This window comes from Chryseobacterium capnotolerans, from assembly GCF_021278965.1.
GTDB classification, from domain to species: Bacteria; Bacteroidota; Bacteroidia; order Flavobacteriales; family Weeksellaceae; genus Chryseobacterium; species Chryseobacterium capnotolerans.
Window position 1 is genome coordinate 1499145 of the sequence record NZ_CP065589.1, and the last position, 17635, is coordinate 1516779.

Consider the following 17635-nt stretch of genomic DNA (forward strand, 5'->3'; position numbering starts at 1 on the left):
GGTAACCGTTTCTATCGGGGCTATTTTATGAGTAATAAGTAATGAGTAATAAATGATATTGTTGTTAAGTATCTATGGCTTATTTTTATTTTAACATCAATAGTAACTATCATTCTTATCTTAATTGATCGAAGATGTCTTAAATGTATATCACTTTAGTTAAAACCTAAAATGAAAAAGCCATCTCAAAAATTAAGTCAGAGATTAATTTACTTTTTTCAAGAATTTTTGATTGGGTTGTTAAAATACGTCAGGTTCTGTCGCTATGCCGTAGTAGATTTGTATGATCAATGAAGGATGATGCAAATGCAATGAAGGGTCTTTATTCATGGAAATATTTCATGTTAAATCACATAAATATGACTTGTGTAATGTAAAAAATTTTAAATTTGCAAAAATTTGAAAAGACTAATACTCAACTCAAAACAACACGGGAATGAAAAAACTTTATTTTAGTGCATGTACGCTATGCACCATTCTGGGACTGTCTGCCCAGGAAGTTCTCTGGCAAAAAGATATCCAATCCTCTACCCAGGATTTTCTAAGTCAGGTGACCACAACAATCGATCAGCAATACCTTATCACAGGAAGTTCTATACAGTCAGGAAGTGGGAAGCTGGAGGCTGGAAGTAAGCAGAACAACGGTTATGATTTCCATTTGGTGAAACTTAACCAACAGGGAGAACAGGCCTGGGAAAAGTATTTCTCAGGAAATAATCATGATTATCTCTCTGCCACGGTATCTACCCAGGATGGCGGATTTCTTGTAGCCGGAACTTCATATTCAGGAAAAGGCCTGGATAAGAAAGAGGATTCCAAAGGCGGATCTGATATGTGGCTGATCCGAATCAATGAATTCGGGGATGAATTATGGCAGAAAACTCTGGGAACCGCTTCAGATGAAGAAGCCAAAGCAGTGATCCAAACTACAGATCTAGGCTTCTTTATTGCCGGAAATGTTCAAAACTCCTCCAAAGGCTATGGTTCCAAAGATGTCTGGATCACAAGACTCGACAAAGACGGAAAAGAACTCTCTCAATTGATCATAGGTGGAAAAGGGTTGGATGAAGTAGAAAAAATGATTCCAACAAGAGATGGCGGAGCCTTATTGGGAATATATTCCAGGAGTTCCGAGGTTAAGGATTCTGGGGTTAGAAATCCTGAAAGTAAATCTTCGACTGGAAATCCTGCAACCCAAAACCTGATATCTGCTGCCTCAAAACAAAGCTACAACTTCGGTGAAGGCGACTACTGGATTGTCAAACTGGACAAAAACGGAAAAGTAGAATGGGAAAAGAACTTTGGAGGGAAAGGAGACGATCATATCAGAACCCTGGCTTTAACTTCAAACGGCTATATCATTGGCGGTGAATCGAGATCCGAAAGATCCGGAAACAAAACCGTCGGCATTGAAGAAGGCACAGACCTATGGCTGATTTCACTGAATGAAAGAGGTGATGAGCAGTGGCAGAAATCCTACAACTTCAAAAACCGTGATATCCTCATGGGAATGAGTGTGATTCATTCTTCAGATGACAAGTCTTCAAAAGGAATTTTATTAGGGGGCTACACCCAAGCTGAAGGAAGATTAGAAAAAGATGATGAGACCTTCTGGATGCTATATCTGGACGCAAATGGCAATGAGCAGTGGAGAAAACACGTCGCAGGAGAATCCAGACAGAAAGAAGAGCGGCTTTCAGACCTGAAATTAAACAGAGACGGTTCCATTGTATTAGCCGGAACCAGTGCCAAAGAATTAGGCAAAGAAAACTGGAAGATTGTAAAGCTGGGTGACAAGCAGGTGAGTGATCTGATTGCTAAATATGATATCAAGATCTACCCGAATCCGGTATCAGACTATGCCTATGTAGAAATCGGCTTTGATTTTAAAGAAGCTGATATTATGCTGTATGATATGAGCGGAAGACAACTTCAGAGCTTAAAAACCAAGAACAGGGTGACTAAGATTGATACTCAGGCTTTGGTGCAGGGTGCTTATTTAGTGACGATAAAAACTGATAATAATAAAACAGCGAATGCAAAGCTGATTAAAAAGTAAAAAAACATTAATCATGAAAAAGTATATGGTAACACTGGCATTACTAGCTGCCAGTATGCATTACTCACAAATCGGAATAGGAAATGATGTTGGAAACAGGCCTATTGCCTCTCCGGCGATGGCATCTATGGCCAAATATTCAGATATGCCGGTTTCGTTAGCCAGTGGCCTTCCGGAAATTGGTCTTCCCCTTTTGAATGTCCCTTTGGTGGATAAAGGAATTCAATATCCATTAAGTTTAGGTTATCACCCGGAAAACCAAACAGTAAGTGATGTTGCGGCAGGATGGTCTTTTTTCGGAACCGGAGTGATTTATAAAAAAATTATTGATAAGCTGGATGAATGTTTTGACAGACCTGATTTGGAAGGTCATGTTAATAATGAGTTTGATGACCTCTATTATTACAACTTTCCGGGAGGTTCCGGGAAATTCAGAATAAAAAGGGATGTAGCTAACAATACCTTTTCCCTCATTAATCTTACTCCGGACCATTTAAAAATAGAATATACGAGGGATAATACCAATCTTTCTACCTTTAAAGCAGATGGTTTTACCATTACTGCAGACAATGGCTACAAGTATTTCTTTAATGAATTTGATAAAGGATACTATAAATGCAGAAGTTATGCGGGTGATTTGCCGTTTTCCTATAAGCCTGCCTATTTTCTGACCAGGATTATGAGTCCTTTGGGTAGAGAAGTAGCTTCTATGACATACGATAGCAAGTATGATGAATTTAACAACATTAAATCTAGCAAGCTAAAAACAATCTCTACTCTTAATGGAGTTGTTGAACTAAATTATGCATATGATGAAGCCCTAAAGACAACGGTTAATGATCCTTATAGCTTACAGGGGATAACGGTGAAAAATCTTGCTGGTGAAACCGTTTATTCTTATGAATTCAATTACAGCATTGCTAATCAGCCTGATAAAGTGGCTGACAGAAAGAGAATGCTGAATTATGTAAGGAAAAATGATAAAAACGGAAAGAAAATTGAACAGACCGCTTTTGTTTATAACGCTGGAGGGAATTTAAGTAAAATGATTTCTCCTACGGGGGGGGACTACAGAATATGTCTATGAAAATAATGAAAAGTTTTTTGATTTTAATGCCCCAGCTTATCTTGACTATTTGGATCGATATGATTATAATCCAGATTTTCAATATGAATATTCAAGATTTACTACTCCTTTAGATTCTGAGCAGAATTTGGTCTATAATTTTACTATTCCGGGAGATGCTGCAAAAGAAAGGAAGTATAAGCTTTTTCTGCATGTTTCCAAATATACTCGTCCTCCACGTGAAGAAGGACCAGGCATTCCTGGCGATCCTAATTTTCCTTCTATTCCAACACCAGTTGAGCATGGCCTTACCTTTAAATTAAAACGTGATAATGTAGAAATAAGATCAATAAAAGTATCTACTAAAGAGTTCGTTGGGAAACAGTATGAATTTACCAATTATCCCGGAAATTATACACTGGAAATTATTCCGGTGATAGGAACAAAGGGATCGGGAAATTTTGGTATAATAGACAGAGCCTTTAAGCCTGGACCTTATAGAAATGCGGCTCCAGCTACTGGAAGGAGAATAAAAAATATTAAATTTTATAAAAACAATACTGATACTAGTCCTGAGCGTACTATTAACTATGAGTATGAATCCTTTGACCTTCCCAACAGTACCAGCGGTTATGAGTTCTATAGTGAAGGAGATAAGTCTAATGCCAGCTCATCTTATATCATCTACAACAATGTAAAAGTATTTGAAACAGGAAAAGGGTATGTTAAAAACAGGTTTTTAACAGCGAATGATTTTCCTAAATATCAAAGTGGGGGGGGATCAGCTTTATCCTATTTATTTCTGGCCTTATTACAGGATCACCAAACAAGGACTGCCTTTTAAAAAGGAGATCTATAATGAGCAGAATACCCTTTTAGCCTCTGAAGAAACCACTTATGATCTGGATTATTATTCAACCGATGAATATCCGTTAAATGCAGGGAGTGGAAAAATATTTTCTAAACCGGCTTATGTTAAAAAAACAACGAATAAGAGTACTGTTTATTATCCTGGTGGTAAAAAGATGGAAACCTCTTCCGAAACCCAATTTGAAGGAATCAGTTTCAAGCCGGTGTATTCCAAATCGGAAGCAGATGGTGATGTGATGGAAAAATTCATGACTTATCCTGTAAATCTTCCGGAATACAGCCACCTGGAAGCTGCCTATATGGTAGACAGTCCGGTTATAGTAGAAGAAAAGAAGAATGGAAAACCTGTTGCCAAAGCCATTACAAAATTTGCAGCGCCCTCTTTACTGCCTACCTCAGTGGTTTCTGTTAATAGTTTGGGGGAGAGCCGGGAAGATATGAAAATGGAAATTTACAACAACCTGGGTAACCTTGTGCAATACAGAGGAATCACGGGGCTTCCTGTTACCTTGATCTATGGGTACAACAAATCCCTGGTTATTGCCAAAATAGAAGGCGCTACCCTGGAAGAAGTATCTCCATACACTGCTGATATCATTAGGACTTCCAATGCAGACCATGCTACTACTAATTCAGAACCTCTCCTGGTTCAGGCATTGGAAGCTTTCAGGAAAAATCCTACTGTAGCCAAATATCCTGTTACGACCTATACCTATGATCCGCCTATCGGTCTTACCAGTATGACTTCTCCATCAGGAATGAAAGAAGTATATGAGTACGACAACGCCGGAAGACTTAAAACGACCAAAAGGATAGATCTGGATGCAGGTGGAGTCGAAGTACCTAAAAAAGTAAGTGAATATCAGTATAACTATAAACAATAAACACAACCATGAAAAAGATTCTCAACACATTCGGAGTATTGTTTGTATCACTGTTTTCCGCACAGACAGGGCTTACCAATACCGAAAACTATATTTATAACAGCACCTGTCTGAATGACGACTGTACCAAAAAATCAGAAAGCATCCAGTATTTTGACAGCTGGGGAAAAGTGGTGCAGGGCATTGCCATCAAAGGCTCACCCTCCGGCAAAGACATTGTCTCTCATATAGAATATGATAATTTTGGAAGACAGGTGAAAAACTACCTTCCTATTCCCCAACAGGGCACCCAGGAAGGAGCGATCTATACCTCACCACTTTCCAATGCCTCTGCCGTATATGGTGCAGAGAAAATCTATTCGGAAAGTATCCTGGAAAACTCACCGATTAACAAAGTGTTACAGCAGATCCAGATAGGAAATGACTGGAGCAGTAAGCCCGTCAATTTAGGCTATGATGCCAATACCACCGCAGATGGCGTGAAGAAATTTACCATAAGCACCTGGAAAGAGGGCGCTGGAGAAGCTGTTTTGGGAGTAGATGGAGTATATGCCGATGCGAAGCTGCATAAGAGTTCCGTAACCGATGAAGATGGCAATACAACCATTCAGTTTAAAAATAATAAAGGGCAGCTTATTCTGGTCAGAAAGGTCAATGCTTCAGAAAATGCAGATACTTATTATGTGTATAATGAATATGGCCAGTTGGCATTTGTGTTACCTCCATTGGCCAGTATCAGGGGAGATATTACCACCAATACCATCAAACAGGATGAACTTTGCTATCAGTACCATTATGATGGCTGGAACAGGCTGGTAGAGAAAAAAGTTCCCGGAAAAGGTTGGGAATATATGGTGTATGATAAGTCAGGCAGGGTGATTCTGACCCAGGATGCCAATTTAAGGTCGCAGGATAAATGGCTGTTTACAAAGTACGATCAGTTTTCAAGACCTATTTACACTGGAATTCTGAATAGCCCACCTGGAAGGATTCAGCAAGCAGCGGTAATAGAGGCACATGGAACAAATTATGAAATAAGAAGTACTTCAAGTTGGAATAATTCAGGAATAGATGTTTTTTACACCAACAACAGCGCCTACCCTACTGCTAACTTTAAGGTGCTAAGTGTCAATTATTATGACACCTATCCAGCAGGATCTCCAGCAGTACCTTCACAGATCATCAATCAGAAGGTGTTGAACCAGCCTGGCCAGGGAAGCAGTCTGAGAACCACCCAAAGCCTTCCGGTAGCTTCCTTTGTTAAAAATATAGAAGATGATAACTGGACAAAAAGCTATACCTGGTATGATACCAATGGAAGACTTATCGGCTCACAATCCATCAATCATTTGGGCGGTTATACCCGTACTGAAACCGAATTGGATTTTGCAGGAACTGCCAAACAGACCAAAGTGTATCATAAAAGGCTGACTACCGATACTGAAAAAGTAATTACCCAGACCTTTACCTACGATAATCAGTATAGGCTGCTGGTACATAAGCATAAAATAGATAACAACCCTGAGGAGATCCTGGCTCAGAATGAATATAACGAGCTCTCGCAGGTAAAAACCAAGAAAGTAGGGGGGACAGATATCGCTCAGCCGCTTCAGGTGATGGATTACACTTATAATATCAGAGGCTGGCTTACTAAGATCAATGATCCTGCTAACCTTAACGGGAAATTGTTCGGGTATGAGATCAGATACAACAATCCGGTATACTCCAATATTGCAGGCGGAAAATATAATGGAACCATTACAGAAGTAGACTGGAAAAATGCTTCTGAAAATGTACTGAAAAGATATACTTATTCCTACGATGGTCTTAGTCGTTTGAAAGATGCTGTTTATACAGAGCCTAATGCTACCGCTCCGTTTAACAACTATTACAATGAACACCTGACCTATGACCTGAACGGAAATATTGCCACATTAAAGCGAAACGCTTTTCCGGCAACAGGAAATACAGCCACTCAGGTAGATGACCTTGTATACGAATATTCCGGAAATCGTTTAAACAGAGTAATAGAAAATGCACTGAATGAAACCGGATATGAAGGCGGCAACAACCTTGTCACTTACGATCAGAACGGGAATATGAAAGATATGCTGGATAAAGGAATACAATCTATTGGGTATAACTTCCTGGATCTGCCTAATCAGTTTTCTGTAACGGAAAATTCTCTTGGGGTAATGGCTAATGCCAATATCAATACCTTGTATCGTGCCGATGGAACCAAACTGAGAAAAACAAAGCATTCTAAACGGGAAGGAAAAGGGGGATTAGATATTACCAGTATAACGGATTATCTGGATGGTTTTCAATACCAGTACCAGGAAGGGGGAAGCTGTATCACCTGCAGGCTGGGAGTAGCCTATGAAGCACAGGCTTATAAGGGAATTAATGGTCCTATTGTGACAACTCCTGAATGGAAACTTGATTTTGTGGTTACAGCAGAAGGGTTCTACAGTTTCGCTGAAAACCGCTATATTTACCAATACAAAGACCATCTTGGAAATACCAGGGTAAGCTTTACCAAAAACAGCGCAGGCGTTCTTGAAGTTACAGATACCAACAACTATTATCCTTTTGGGTTAAATCATATTGGGAACTCTTTTCTATCTAGTTTAGGAAGCTATAATGCTTATAAATATAATGGCAAAGAGGTACAGGAAACCGGGATGTATGATTATGGAGCAAGGATGTATATGCCTGATCTGGGAAGATGGGGTGTTGTAGATGCTTATGCAGAGGCAATGAGAAGATATTCTCCTTATAATTATGCTTTTAATAATCCTGTTAATTTTATAGACCCGGATGGAAATGCACCTTACAATCCAAGGGATGTTTATGGAGAACATTCAGCTTTTAATGACGATTTTGATCCTAATAGTTCTTTATCCAGTTATAATGGAATGTCAGGTTCTCTGGGGATGTATTTTGCGAATGATGCTGGTGCTGGCTATGTTTGGGGAGTTCATACAAAAGGAGATGGAGAAGATCCTAAAAAAGAGAATACCGGACCAAGTTTCTGGAGTAAAGTTGGTAGTTTTTTTGATAGAATATTCGGAGGAAAGAAAAAGGACGCTTAGATGTTGGATCTGCTGAGGAAATTTCAGAATCTGATTTTTCGCAAAAAACTGACGTAACTTGGCTTATTATTAATGCTATTTTATTTGGAAATGCTGATCCCTATTCAGCAATTGGAAATGCAGGTGTAGGTCCTTACGCCCAAGAGCGAGAAAATTTGGGTATGGCTGCCATGCTTTTTGTTAATCCAGAGGCTGCTGCTGAAGGAATAGAAAGAACGTTATTGAAAAATACCTTGCCTATAAGTACAGAAGGAAAGTTATTAGGATCGATAGTAAATGGTAAAGTTATAATGAATGGTGGAACAAAAGCCTCTGGGACATTTGATTTTGTAGTAACTCAATCAGGAGAAACTTTACTTGGAAGAAAACACACTTTTTTATCAAAAGGTGCCGATGTTTTTGCAGCAGGAGAAATAAAAATAAGAGGTGGTAATATCGTTAATATAAATAATTTATCAGGTCATTATGTGCCAGGCTATGATATTGCTAATACTTATTTAGATATTTTTAAAGCTGTAAATATAAATGTCTCAAAAGCACATTTAAAGATATATAACTCACAAGGCCAAGTAATTAAACATATTTTACCTAAATGAAAGAAATAATTTTAAAAAATGATAATTCAGAAGTAAAAATAGACTCTAATCTGACCTATTATTTATTTTCATTCTTTTTTCTTGAATTTTTAGATAAAACTCAAGAAAGGAAGATGTTAATTATATCAAATGATGAAATAAATAATTTATACAATCTTTTAGAAGCTTATTTAATTAAAATATTAAATAAATGGTATAAAGAACCTACTGAAAAAGAACTTCAAAAATATTCATCACGTTATGAAAAAATAAAATTAAATACAAAGGTTTATAAAATTGATTACAGAAGCTCAGAAATCGGACGGTTAATATTTTTAATATTTAATGTCCTTAAATTACTTAAGGAGTCAAATCTTAATGATGGAAAATTAAGTATTTATATTAAACACGATAATGAATAATAAGTTAGATTAAAAACAGCGTAGGCGTTCTTGAAGTTGCTGATACCAATAACTATTATCCTTTCGGGTTAAACCATATCAGAAACAATGATTTTGGAACCTCAAATTCTGGAAGTTTTTATTCCTACAAATACAATGGTAAAGAACTTCAGGAAACGGGGATGTATGATTATGGTGCAAGAATGTATATGCCTGATCTGGGAAGATGGGGTGTAGTAGATGCTTATGCAGAAATTATGAGAAGGCATTCTCCTTATAACTATGCATTTAATAACCCGATTAATTTCATAGATCCGGATGGAAACTCTCCAAGGAAAACATATGGAGAACACTCTGCTTTTAATGGAGATTACGATCCAAATTCTTCTCTATCTGGCTATAACGGAATGGGAAATTCACTTGGGATGTATTTTGCGAATGATGGCGGAGGTAGTTTTGGGTGGGAACGTAAAACTTTTGATGAAACGCAGGCATATAGAGATATCATGACAGCGTATTACAATGGTGGAACAGCAGAATTTGTGAATAATAATGGGACCTGGAAATGGTGGACAGATTATACAGATCCTGATTCTGGAGTTACAGGAGTTGGAACATTAAATATGTTGAAACGTACCAGTGGATTAAATAGTGATAATAAGATTGATTTTGCTAAGACCTTATCTAGCACATCATGGTGGGGGAACACCTTAATAGGAGCAGGAGCTACTGCAAATATACCAAGGAGTGGATTCTTTAAGTATAATGAATTATGGCATCAGACTAAAACAAGAGGAACTTCTTTTGCATGGCAAAACAAATGGAAAAACCCAGGTGCTAAGTATTGGAGAGGGCAGCAAGTAAAGGGCTTTCAAGGAGCAAGGAATTTGGGGACAAAATTGACGGTTGCCGGAGGTGTATTGTTAGCTGCGGATATTGCGATGTCTGGTGAGGTTAAAGCATCTCATTATATTAATGGAATTATGCTTGGGGCTTCTACCACAGGGGTTGGTTCTATTGTTGCCGGGGTATGGTTTGTAGCAGATATGGGAACAGGTGCAGTTAATTATTTAAATGGTAATGGGTTTAAAACTCTTTCAGATGTGATAGATGAAAGCAGTGTTGGACAAAGTATAAGTTTTGAAATGTATGATGGATTATATTAAAAGTAAATTTTCAGGGATGTCCACTTTCTGGGGGATATTTATGTTTGTTTGGACAATTTTTGGATTGATTTTTATATTTAAAATATTGAAAAATTTTTCGTTCCAAATTAAATATGTATTAATATTATTGTTTTTTGTTGGATTGTTCATTTTTTCTATTAATTATCTTAAGCATATAAAATGGATAAAAATCAAAGAGGATAAGTTGATATATTATTCGATTTTACAACCTTTTGGTAAAACTTTGAATATTACAAACTATATAGGGAAAATTATTCTTACAGAGTCTGGAAGTGCTGGAAGCTATAAGGTAGTTTATTTGGTTGATAAGCAAAATAAAACATCTTTTAAACTTATGGGACTTCATTATAAAAATTTTGAAGAGATAGATAATGCTATACATCTGAAAAAGATCAACTTTTCTCCTAATGTTTCACAGTATTTTAAGCTTTTATTTTTTGAGAAAATTACAGTTAAAAATGATAAAAGTTCAAATAAAAGCGAGGTTACTAATCTTATTTTAGGATTGTTCAGATTAATTTGTATAACAGGAATTGTATTATTTATTTTGGGTTCTTTAATAAAGAAGTTTCTGTAGATTATAAAGAGTAAGATATCAGGTCGACCCCTATGCTCCAATAATTATAGCAAAATAGGGAAGAGAAAATTCTTTACAAAAAGCGAAACAAATAGAAACCTTAAAAAAATATATGGTGAGGATAAAAGATAGAGATAATTCTCTATATTGATGACAAATAGAGCATTGTTCTTACAATGCTCTATTTTTGGAATCCTCCAGCCGGTGCGAGCGTCTTGCTCGTTCCTTTGAATGGATTATAATCCTAACACCTCATTATCCAGCTATAATGGAATGGGTGATTCTCATGGGATGTATTTTGCGAGTGATCCTGGCGCTGGTTATGCCACTTTTGGTGAAACGCAGGTATATAGAGATATCATGACAGCGTATTACAATGGTGGTACAGCAGAATTTGTGAATAATAATGGGACCTGGAAATGGTGGACAGATTATACAGATCCTAATACTGGAGTTAAGGGTGTGGGCCAGTTAAATATACTAAAAAAATTAAATAATAGTTTTATAGGAATGTTTAACAATGTGGAAGGAATGAGTAAAAAATTAATGAAATATCAAACAGAAGACTTTTTCAAAGACACAGAAAAACATTTAAATGGACAATTAGGAAATGCTAATATGATAATAGATGAGTATAATAAATTATCCAATTTAAACAAAATAAACGCTTCAACGTTTCTTTCAGCAGTTAGCGGTATTAGAGCAGGAAAAATTTTAAGATCAACCGAAGGATTTATGAAATCTGTAGGTAAAATTTCTAAAAGATTAGGTTATGTTGGTACAGCTTTAACTGCTGGGGTAACTTTATATGAATTTGGAACTGATACTTGGGATGCTCATTCAATTGTAAATCTTGGTTTATTAGGTGTTACAGCTATTGCTACATTTGCTACAGCTCCTGCTATAGTTGCAGTAGCTCCAGCCATCCTTGCAGGGATTGCAATTTATGGAGTAGCAGATTATATGTTTGGAGTAAGTGATCAGTTAGATAAGAGTATAGGTAGAAAATCTACAATTTGGTATCCATAAATAAGTTAAATGAAAAAATATAAATTTAAAAATTTTTCAATGAAGAGGTTAGTATTGTACATGGCTCTAGCTTTTGTTTTAGTAATATCATTAACCGTGTTAACTTCTCTTTATTATAATCCAAAGGTTTTTCCTGCGATTGTACTTTTTGTATTGACGGCTTTTAGCTTTTTATTAATTAAGAATAATTGTACGATTACATATAATATTATCTTAGACAATAATTACATTTCTTTTAACAATAAAAAAATTGATCTCATAGATATTTCTAATTATAATTTTAGCGAAACAGAAAAATTTTACGGATGTAGATTAGTTTTTAAGTCCTATAAAATTTTTTTAAACGTTCCTAAAAAAGATAGTGGAAATTACTTAGATTTTAAAAATGAATTAATTGAAATTATTACTTTGCAGAATGAAAAAAGAAGTAATGATTTGATTGTTGAATACAATTGGTACAATACTACATTATCTAAGATTTATGGTTATACAATGATTGGAATAATGCTAACATGGCTAATGTTAATGATAATGTATCCAAATAAATTGAATATATCAAATTTAGGATTGTTTTTAATGGTTTCAGCAGGACTAAGCCCCATAATTTATAAGATTTTTAAGAAATGATAGTTTCCTTGCTGGCGCGAAATTCTAGCTCATAATAGACTATCCCAAGCTGCCGCACGAATCCTTTTCGTGTGGCAGTTTTTATTAACAACTATCTATATTTACGAGTACAAAGACCACCTTGAAATAGCAGGGTAAGCTTTACCAAAAACAACGCAGGCGTTCTTGAAGTTACCGATACCAACAATTATTATCCTTTTGGATTAAACCATATCGGGAACTCTTTCCTATCTAGTTTAGGTAGCTATAATGCTTATAAGTATAATGGCAAAGAGGTGCAGGAACCGGGGATGTATGATTATGGAGCAAGAATGTATATGCCTGATCTGGGAAGATGGGGAGTTGTAGATGCTTATGCGGAGGCAATGAGGAGACATTCGCCTTATAACTATTCATTTAATAATCCTGTCAACTATATATATCCTGATGGGAATGCTCCATACAATCCAAGAGATATTCACGGAGATCATTCAGCATTTAATGGAGATTTTGATCCTAATAGTTCTTTATCCGGTTATAATGGAATGTCAGGTTCTCTGAGGATGTATTTTGCGAATGATGCTGGTGCTGGCTATGTCTGGGGAGTTCATACAAAAGGAGAAGGAGAAAATCATAAAAAGAGAATACCGGACCAAGTTTCTGGAGTAAAGTTGGTAGTTTTTTTGATAGAATATTCGGAGTAAAGAAAAAAGGACGCTTAGATATTGGTGCTGCTGAGGAAATTTCAGAATCTGATTTTTCACAAAAAACTGACGCAACTTGGCTTATTATTAATGCTGTTTTATTTGGAAATGCTGATCCCTATTCAGCAATTGGAAATATGGGGGTCGGACCCTATGCTGAAGAAAGAGAAAATATTGGCATGGCTGCTATGATCTTTATTAATCCTGAGGTAGCTGCTGAAGGGTTAGAACGAAAAGCTCTCTCAAAAGCAGCAATGGCAAAAATTAAGGGTGGTAGTATTAATACAATCATTGATGCAATGCCTTCTTCTCTAAAACAACTAAATATGTGTAAAGATTTTGCTTCAGATTTAGTAGAAAGAATGACTGCGCAAGGAATCAAAGGAGAAATGGTTGTTTTAAAATCAGATACTGGATTTATTTAGTCAGAAAGATTATGTAAAACTATTTCTACAAATGGAGACCATGTTGGAGTAAAAGTGGGAAATATGGTGTATGATAATATGTTCCCTAAAGGTCTGTCCTATAGTCAATGGATCAGTGATTTAGGAGTAGTGTTTCCAGGAATGCGTCCACCAATTATAAAATCTTTTTAATTAGTTTATTATGGATATAGAAGAATTATTACAATATATTGAGAGAAGACCTCAAATCTACTTTCGTGAAAAAGATGTATTTTTTTAGAAACTTTTTTAGGAGGTTTTTTTGTGAGTGAATATGCTAAAGACAAGAGTTTTAAAGATGATTTTAGATCGAATTTTTACATATGGTTACAGAATAAATTTAGTCTTGAAAACAATACAACTTGGGCTGATTTTATAGATATAATAAGCAAAAGGGAAAATTTAAACTCTATTGATATTTTTTTTAGAGAATATAATTTATTTAAAAAGAAAAATAAAACTTACCAAGCTGCCGTACGAATCCTTTTCGTGTGGCAATTTTTATTAACAGCTATATATATTTACCAGTACAAATGAAGACTTACTTTTTTTAGAGAAGGCTACCCATATACTCCAGAAATTGGGAAGGCTACCGTAGTCTTCACATCCTTGTAACAGAAAACTTCCCAAGCTACCGCACGAATCTTTTCGTGTGGCATTTTTATTAACAATTATCTATATTTACCAGTACAAAGGCCTCCTTGGAAACACGAGGGTATGCTTTACCAAAAACAGCGCAGGCGTTCTTGAAGTTACCGATACCAACAACTATTATCCTTTTGGGCTAAACCATATCGGGAACTCTTTCCTATCCAGTTTAGGAAGCTATAATGCCTACAAATACAATGGCAAAGAGGTACAGGAAACGGAGATGTATGATTATGGTGCAAGAATGTACATGCCTGATCTGGGAAGATGGGGTGTTGTGGATCCACTTGCAGAGGCAATGAGAAGATATTCTCCTTATAATTATGCATTTAACAATCCTGTTAATTTTATAGATCCTGATGGAAACTCTCCAAGGAAAACGTATGGAGAACACTCAGCTTTTAATGGAAATTACGATCCTAATACATCTTTATCCGGCTATAATGGAATGGGGGGAGCTCATGGGATGTATTTTGCGAATAATGATGGAGGTGGTTTTGGATCGGAGCAAAAAGGAGATGGTACAGGAGGGGCATTATCTTTCAATACTCCTGAAGGAATTAGATTTGCTTTCAGTTATTTTGGAGGTGGCGGAAGTGTAGGGAATTTGTTTTCTATGGTAGAACAGTTGAAAAAAGCTGGATGGGATGATCCTGCTAATACTCAGGCAAAATTTAATGATATCGATACTTTGGTAAAAAAAGTTCCTGCTTTAACTGATTTTTTTGCAATAACAAAAGTAGAATTTATTGATAATACAGGTGGAAATTGTGCAAATAAGGCTGAATACCAAAGAGTATGGATTAATATGAATAATGCTCAGAATATTTTAAAACTAGCTTTTACTTTAGGACATGAAATGAATCATTCATTTGCAGATTTATTTTTTAGTGATAAATTTAATGAAATTACCCATCAATCTAAAGGCTCAAAAACTACTACAAGTTCCTTTAATTTTTTCCAAGAAGTGATGGCTTTATCGTGGGAAATACAGTTGGGCTCTGATAGATATGGGAAACGTTCAGGTTTTGAAGCAGCTCAGTTTTACTATGGGCCAAATGGCTTAGGGTATAGTCAAAAAAGTATTGATATGGTAAATAAATATCTATATGAATTAAAATCGGCTTGGAATTTTATATATAACTCGAAACTGAAATAATATGAAAAATTTAATAATCATGTTCCTTTTATTACATAATATTTGTAATTCTCAAGTTAAAATAACTTGGGAATACTCTAAAAATCTTAAAAAAGCTGATGTAATCATTTATAATGAGGGTGCGAAAGATATTCTCTTGCCTCTAGATTTAAAATCTTTAAAGCCTCATTTTGAGAATGAATGTTCTATGGTTGATTATGAATTTCCATATCCTTCTTTTGGGTTAACTCTATTAGTAGAAAATGAACATGAAAACATGTTTGGCAGTATTCATAACATTGAAGTGTCAGAAAATAATAATTTTAATAGAATTGTACTAGAAAGACAAGAAATTAATAATGAATATTTAGATTTTATTAAAAAATGGGATGAAAGTAATAAAATTTCAGATTTAGATTTTGCAAAAAAAATTATTATTTATATAATAATCTAGTATTTATTAAATCTAAGCAAAAAATTAAATTTCAAATTGCTGTTAACTTTGATAACATAACAAATCAAAAATATATTTATTATTATTATCCAATAGATTGGGGTAAGAAGATTGAAGTAATGCTTTCTACTTGTATTGATTCAGATACTTACAACTATCTTACGGAAAAACAAAAGCAAGAATTAAAAAAATATGAATTTTTTACGGGAAACTTGAGAAGTAATATAATTGTGTTAAATCAATAGTTTATATCTTGAAGTGGTTTCACAAGCTGCCGCACGAATCCTTTTCGTGTGGCAGTTTTTATTAACAATTAGCTCTATTTACCAATATAAAGAAATCGATAATAAGACAATAAAAACTCCTCAACCTTTCATTCAGCCACCACAAAAATCATAAAACCAACATTTTCATCTCTCACTGAAAAATCGTATTTTTGTGCATCTAAAAAGTAAAAGAACGAATGAATTCCTACAAAAATCCATTGGAAGAGCGCTATTCCAGTGAAGAAATGTTGTTTAATTTCTCACACAATAACAAATTCCGTACCTGGAGAAAGCTTTGGATCGCTTTAGCAGAGATCGAAAAAGACTTAGGCCTTGAAATTACAGACGAACAGATTGCTGAATTAAAAGCGAATGCTGAAAATATCGATTTCGATAAAGCAGCAGAATATGAAAAGAAATTCCGTCATGATGTAATGGCTCACGTTCACACCTATGGAGATGTGGCGCCTTCAGCAAAAGGAATTATTCACTTGGGAGCTACTTCAGCTTTTGTAGGAGACAATACAGACTTAATTCAGATCCGTGATGGACTTTTAATCCTGAAGAAAAAGTTGGTGAACGTAATGAAAAATCTTTCAGATTTTGCGATTCAGTACAAAGACCTTCCAACATTAGGATTTACCCACTTCCAACCAGCTCAGTTAACAACCGTAGGAAAAAGAGCTACCCTTTGGTTACAGAGTTTGGTTCTTGACATCGAAGAATTAGATTTCTTCCTTGAAACACTGCGTTTCAGAGGAGTAAAAGGAACTACAGGAACGGCTGCAAGTTTCCTTGAACTGTTCAATGGAGATTATTCAAAAGTAAAACATTTAGATAAAGAACTTTCAAAAAGATTCGGATTCGAAAAAGTTTTTGGAGTTTCAGGTCAGACTTACGACAGAAAGATTGATGCTAAAGTAGTTGCTTTACTAGGGAATATTGCTCAATCTGCACATAAATTCACCAACGATTTACGTTTACTTCAAAACCTTAAGGAAATTGAAGAACCATTCGAGAAAAACCAGATCGGTTCATCCGCAATGGCCTACAAGCGTAATCCAATGAGAAGTGAAAGAATCGGAGCATTGGCAAAATATGTAATGTCTTTAACGACGAGTTCTGCAATGGTAGCTTCTACACAATGGTTTGAAAGAACATTGGATGACTCTGCGAACAAGAGATTAACAATTCCCCAGGCATTCCTGGCTGTTGATGCCATCCTATTGATCTGGAACAACATCATGAACGGAATCGTAGTATATCCGAACAGAATCAACAAACATATTGAAGAAGAACTTCCTTTCATGGCTACAGAATATATCATCATGGAAGAAGTGAAAGCTGGAGGTGACCGTCAGGAAATTCACGAAGTAATCAGAGTTCACTCTATGGAAGCCTCCAAGAAAGTGAAGGAAGAAGGAAAAGAAAACGACCTAATCGAAAGAATCTTAAACGATGACTCTTTAAAATTAGATAAATCAAAATTAAAAGAAGTTTTAGATCCGAAGAACTTTATCGGGTTCGCACCAATTCAGACAGAAGAATTTGTCAAGAACGAAGTGCAGCCGATTATAGACCAGAATAAAGACTTGATAGGATTAGAAGCTGATCTTAAAGTATAAAACAATAT

Annotated in this window: 17 protein-coding genes; all 17 read left to right on the plus strand. The window is 35.6% G+C overall.

Features of this window, described 5'->3' with window-relative positions:
* Window positions 1-436: 436 nt before the first annotated feature.
* The gene (locus H5J24_RS06965) at window positions 437-2059 is read left to right on the plus strand and encodes a T9SS type A sorting domain-containing protein (protein ID WP_068943798.1); all 1623 of its coding nucleotides are present in this window, start codon (window positions 437-439) and stop codon (window positions 2057-2059) included.
* A gap of 13 nt (window positions 2060-2072) precedes the next feature.
* Window positions 2073-3146, plus strand: a complete 1074-nt coding sequence (locus H5J24_RS06970; RefSeq protein ID WP_232816160.1) for a hypothetical protein — start codon at window positions 2073-2075, stop codon at window positions 3144-3146.
* Window positions 3147-3195: 49 nt separating this feature from the next.
* Window positions 3196-3969 (plus strand): hypothetical protein, encoded by a 774-nt coding sequence (locus H5J24_RS06975; protein ID WP_232816161.1) that lies wholly within the window; start codon window positions 3196-3198, stop codon window positions 3967-3969.
* The gene (locus tag H5J24_RS06980) at window positions 3875-4879 is read left to right on the plus strand and encodes a hypothetical protein (RefSeq protein WP_232816162.1); all 1005 of its coding nucleotides are present in this window, start codon (window positions 3875-3877) and stop codon (window positions 4877-4879) included. Before H5J24_RS06975 ends, H5J24_RS06980 begins: the two co-directional genes overlap by 95 nt.
* An 8-nt stretch (window positions 4880-4887) precedes the next feature.
* Window positions 4888-7974, plus strand: a complete 3087-nt coding sequence (locus H5J24_RS06985) for a DUF6443 domain-containing protein (protein ID WP_232816163.1) — start codon at window positions 4888-4890, stop codon at window positions 7972-7974.
* Between the two features lie 161 nt (window positions 7975-8135).
* Window positions 8136-8570 carry a hypothetical protein gene (locus H5J24_RS06990; protein ID WP_232816164.1) on the plus strand — a complete coding sequence of 145 codons (435 nt, stop codon included), beginning with the start codon at window positions 8136-8138 and terminating at the stop codon, window positions 8568-8570.
* The gene (locus H5J24_RS06995; protein WP_068943795.1) at window positions 8567-8971 is read left to right on the plus strand and encodes a hypothetical protein; all 405 of its coding nucleotides are present in this window, start codon (window positions 8567-8569) and stop codon (window positions 8969-8971) included. Before H5J24_RS06990 ends, H5J24_RS06995 begins: the two co-directional genes overlap by 4 nt.
* Window positions 8972-8979: 8 nt before the next feature.
* The gene (locus H5J24_RS25900; protein ID WP_346729989.1) at window positions 8980-10116 is read left to right on the plus strand and encodes an RHS repeat-associated core domain-containing protein; all 1137 of its coding nucleotides are present in this window, start codon (window positions 8980-8982) and stop codon (window positions 10114-10116) included.
* On the plus strand, window positions 10100-10714 hold the full coding sequence (locus tag H5J24_RS07005) for a hypothetical protein (protein ID WP_068943793.1): 615 nt from the start codon (window positions 10100-10102) through the stop codon (window positions 10712-10714). Before H5J24_RS25900 ends, H5J24_RS07005 begins: the two co-directional genes overlap by 17 nt.
* Before the next feature lie 231 nt (window positions 10715-10945).
* Window positions 10946-11743, plus strand: a complete 798-nt coding sequence (locus H5J24_RS07010; protein WP_068943792.1) for a hypothetical protein — start codon at window positions 10946-10948, stop codon at window positions 11741-11743.
* A gap of 9 nt (window positions 11744-11752) precedes the next feature.
* On the plus strand, window positions 11753-12370 hold the full coding sequence (locus H5J24_RS07015; protein ID WP_068943791.1) for a hypothetical protein: 618 nt from the start codon (window positions 11753-11755) through the stop codon (window positions 12368-12370).
* A 212-nt stretch (window positions 12371-12582) separates the two neighbouring features.
* Window positions 12583-13053 (plus strand): RHS repeat-associated core domain-containing protein, encoded by a 471-nt coding sequence (locus H5J24_RS07020; protein WP_232816365.1) that lies wholly within the window; start codon window positions 12583-12585, stop codon window positions 13051-13053.
* A gap of 179 nt (window positions 13054-13232) precedes the next feature.
* Window positions 13233-13478 carry a hypothetical protein gene (locus tag H5J24_RS07025; RefSeq protein WP_232816165.1) on the plus strand — a complete coding sequence of 82 codons (246 nt, stop codon included), beginning with the start codon at window positions 13233-13235 and terminating at the stop codon, window positions 13476-13478.
* A gap of 21 nt (window positions 13479-13499) precedes the next feature.
* On the plus strand, window positions 13500-13649 hold the full coding sequence (locus H5J24_RS26165) for a papain fold toxin domain-containing protein (protein WP_141395744.1): 150 nt from the start codon (window positions 13500-13502) through the stop codon (window positions 13647-13649).
* 499 nt (window positions 13650-14148) lie between these two features.
* Window positions 14149-15303, plus strand: coding sequence for an RHS repeat domain-containing protein (locus H5J24_RS07030; RefSeq protein WP_068943788.1), 1155 nt, complete (start codon window positions 14149-14151; stop codon window positions 15301-15303).
* A 1-nt stretch (window position 15304) separates the two neighbouring features.
* Entirely contained in the window at window positions 15305-15736 is a 432-nt protein-coding gene (locus H5J24_RS07035; RefSeq protein ID WP_232816166.1) for a hypothetical protein, read from the plus strand.
* 463 nt (window positions 15737-16199) lie between these two features.
* On the plus strand, window positions 16200-17627 hold the full coding sequence (gene purB, locus H5J24_RS07040; protein WP_068943786.1) for an adenylosuccinate lyase: 1428 nt from the start codon (window positions 16200-16202) through the stop codon (window positions 17625-17627).
* Window positions 17628-17635 lie beyond the last annotated feature (8 nt).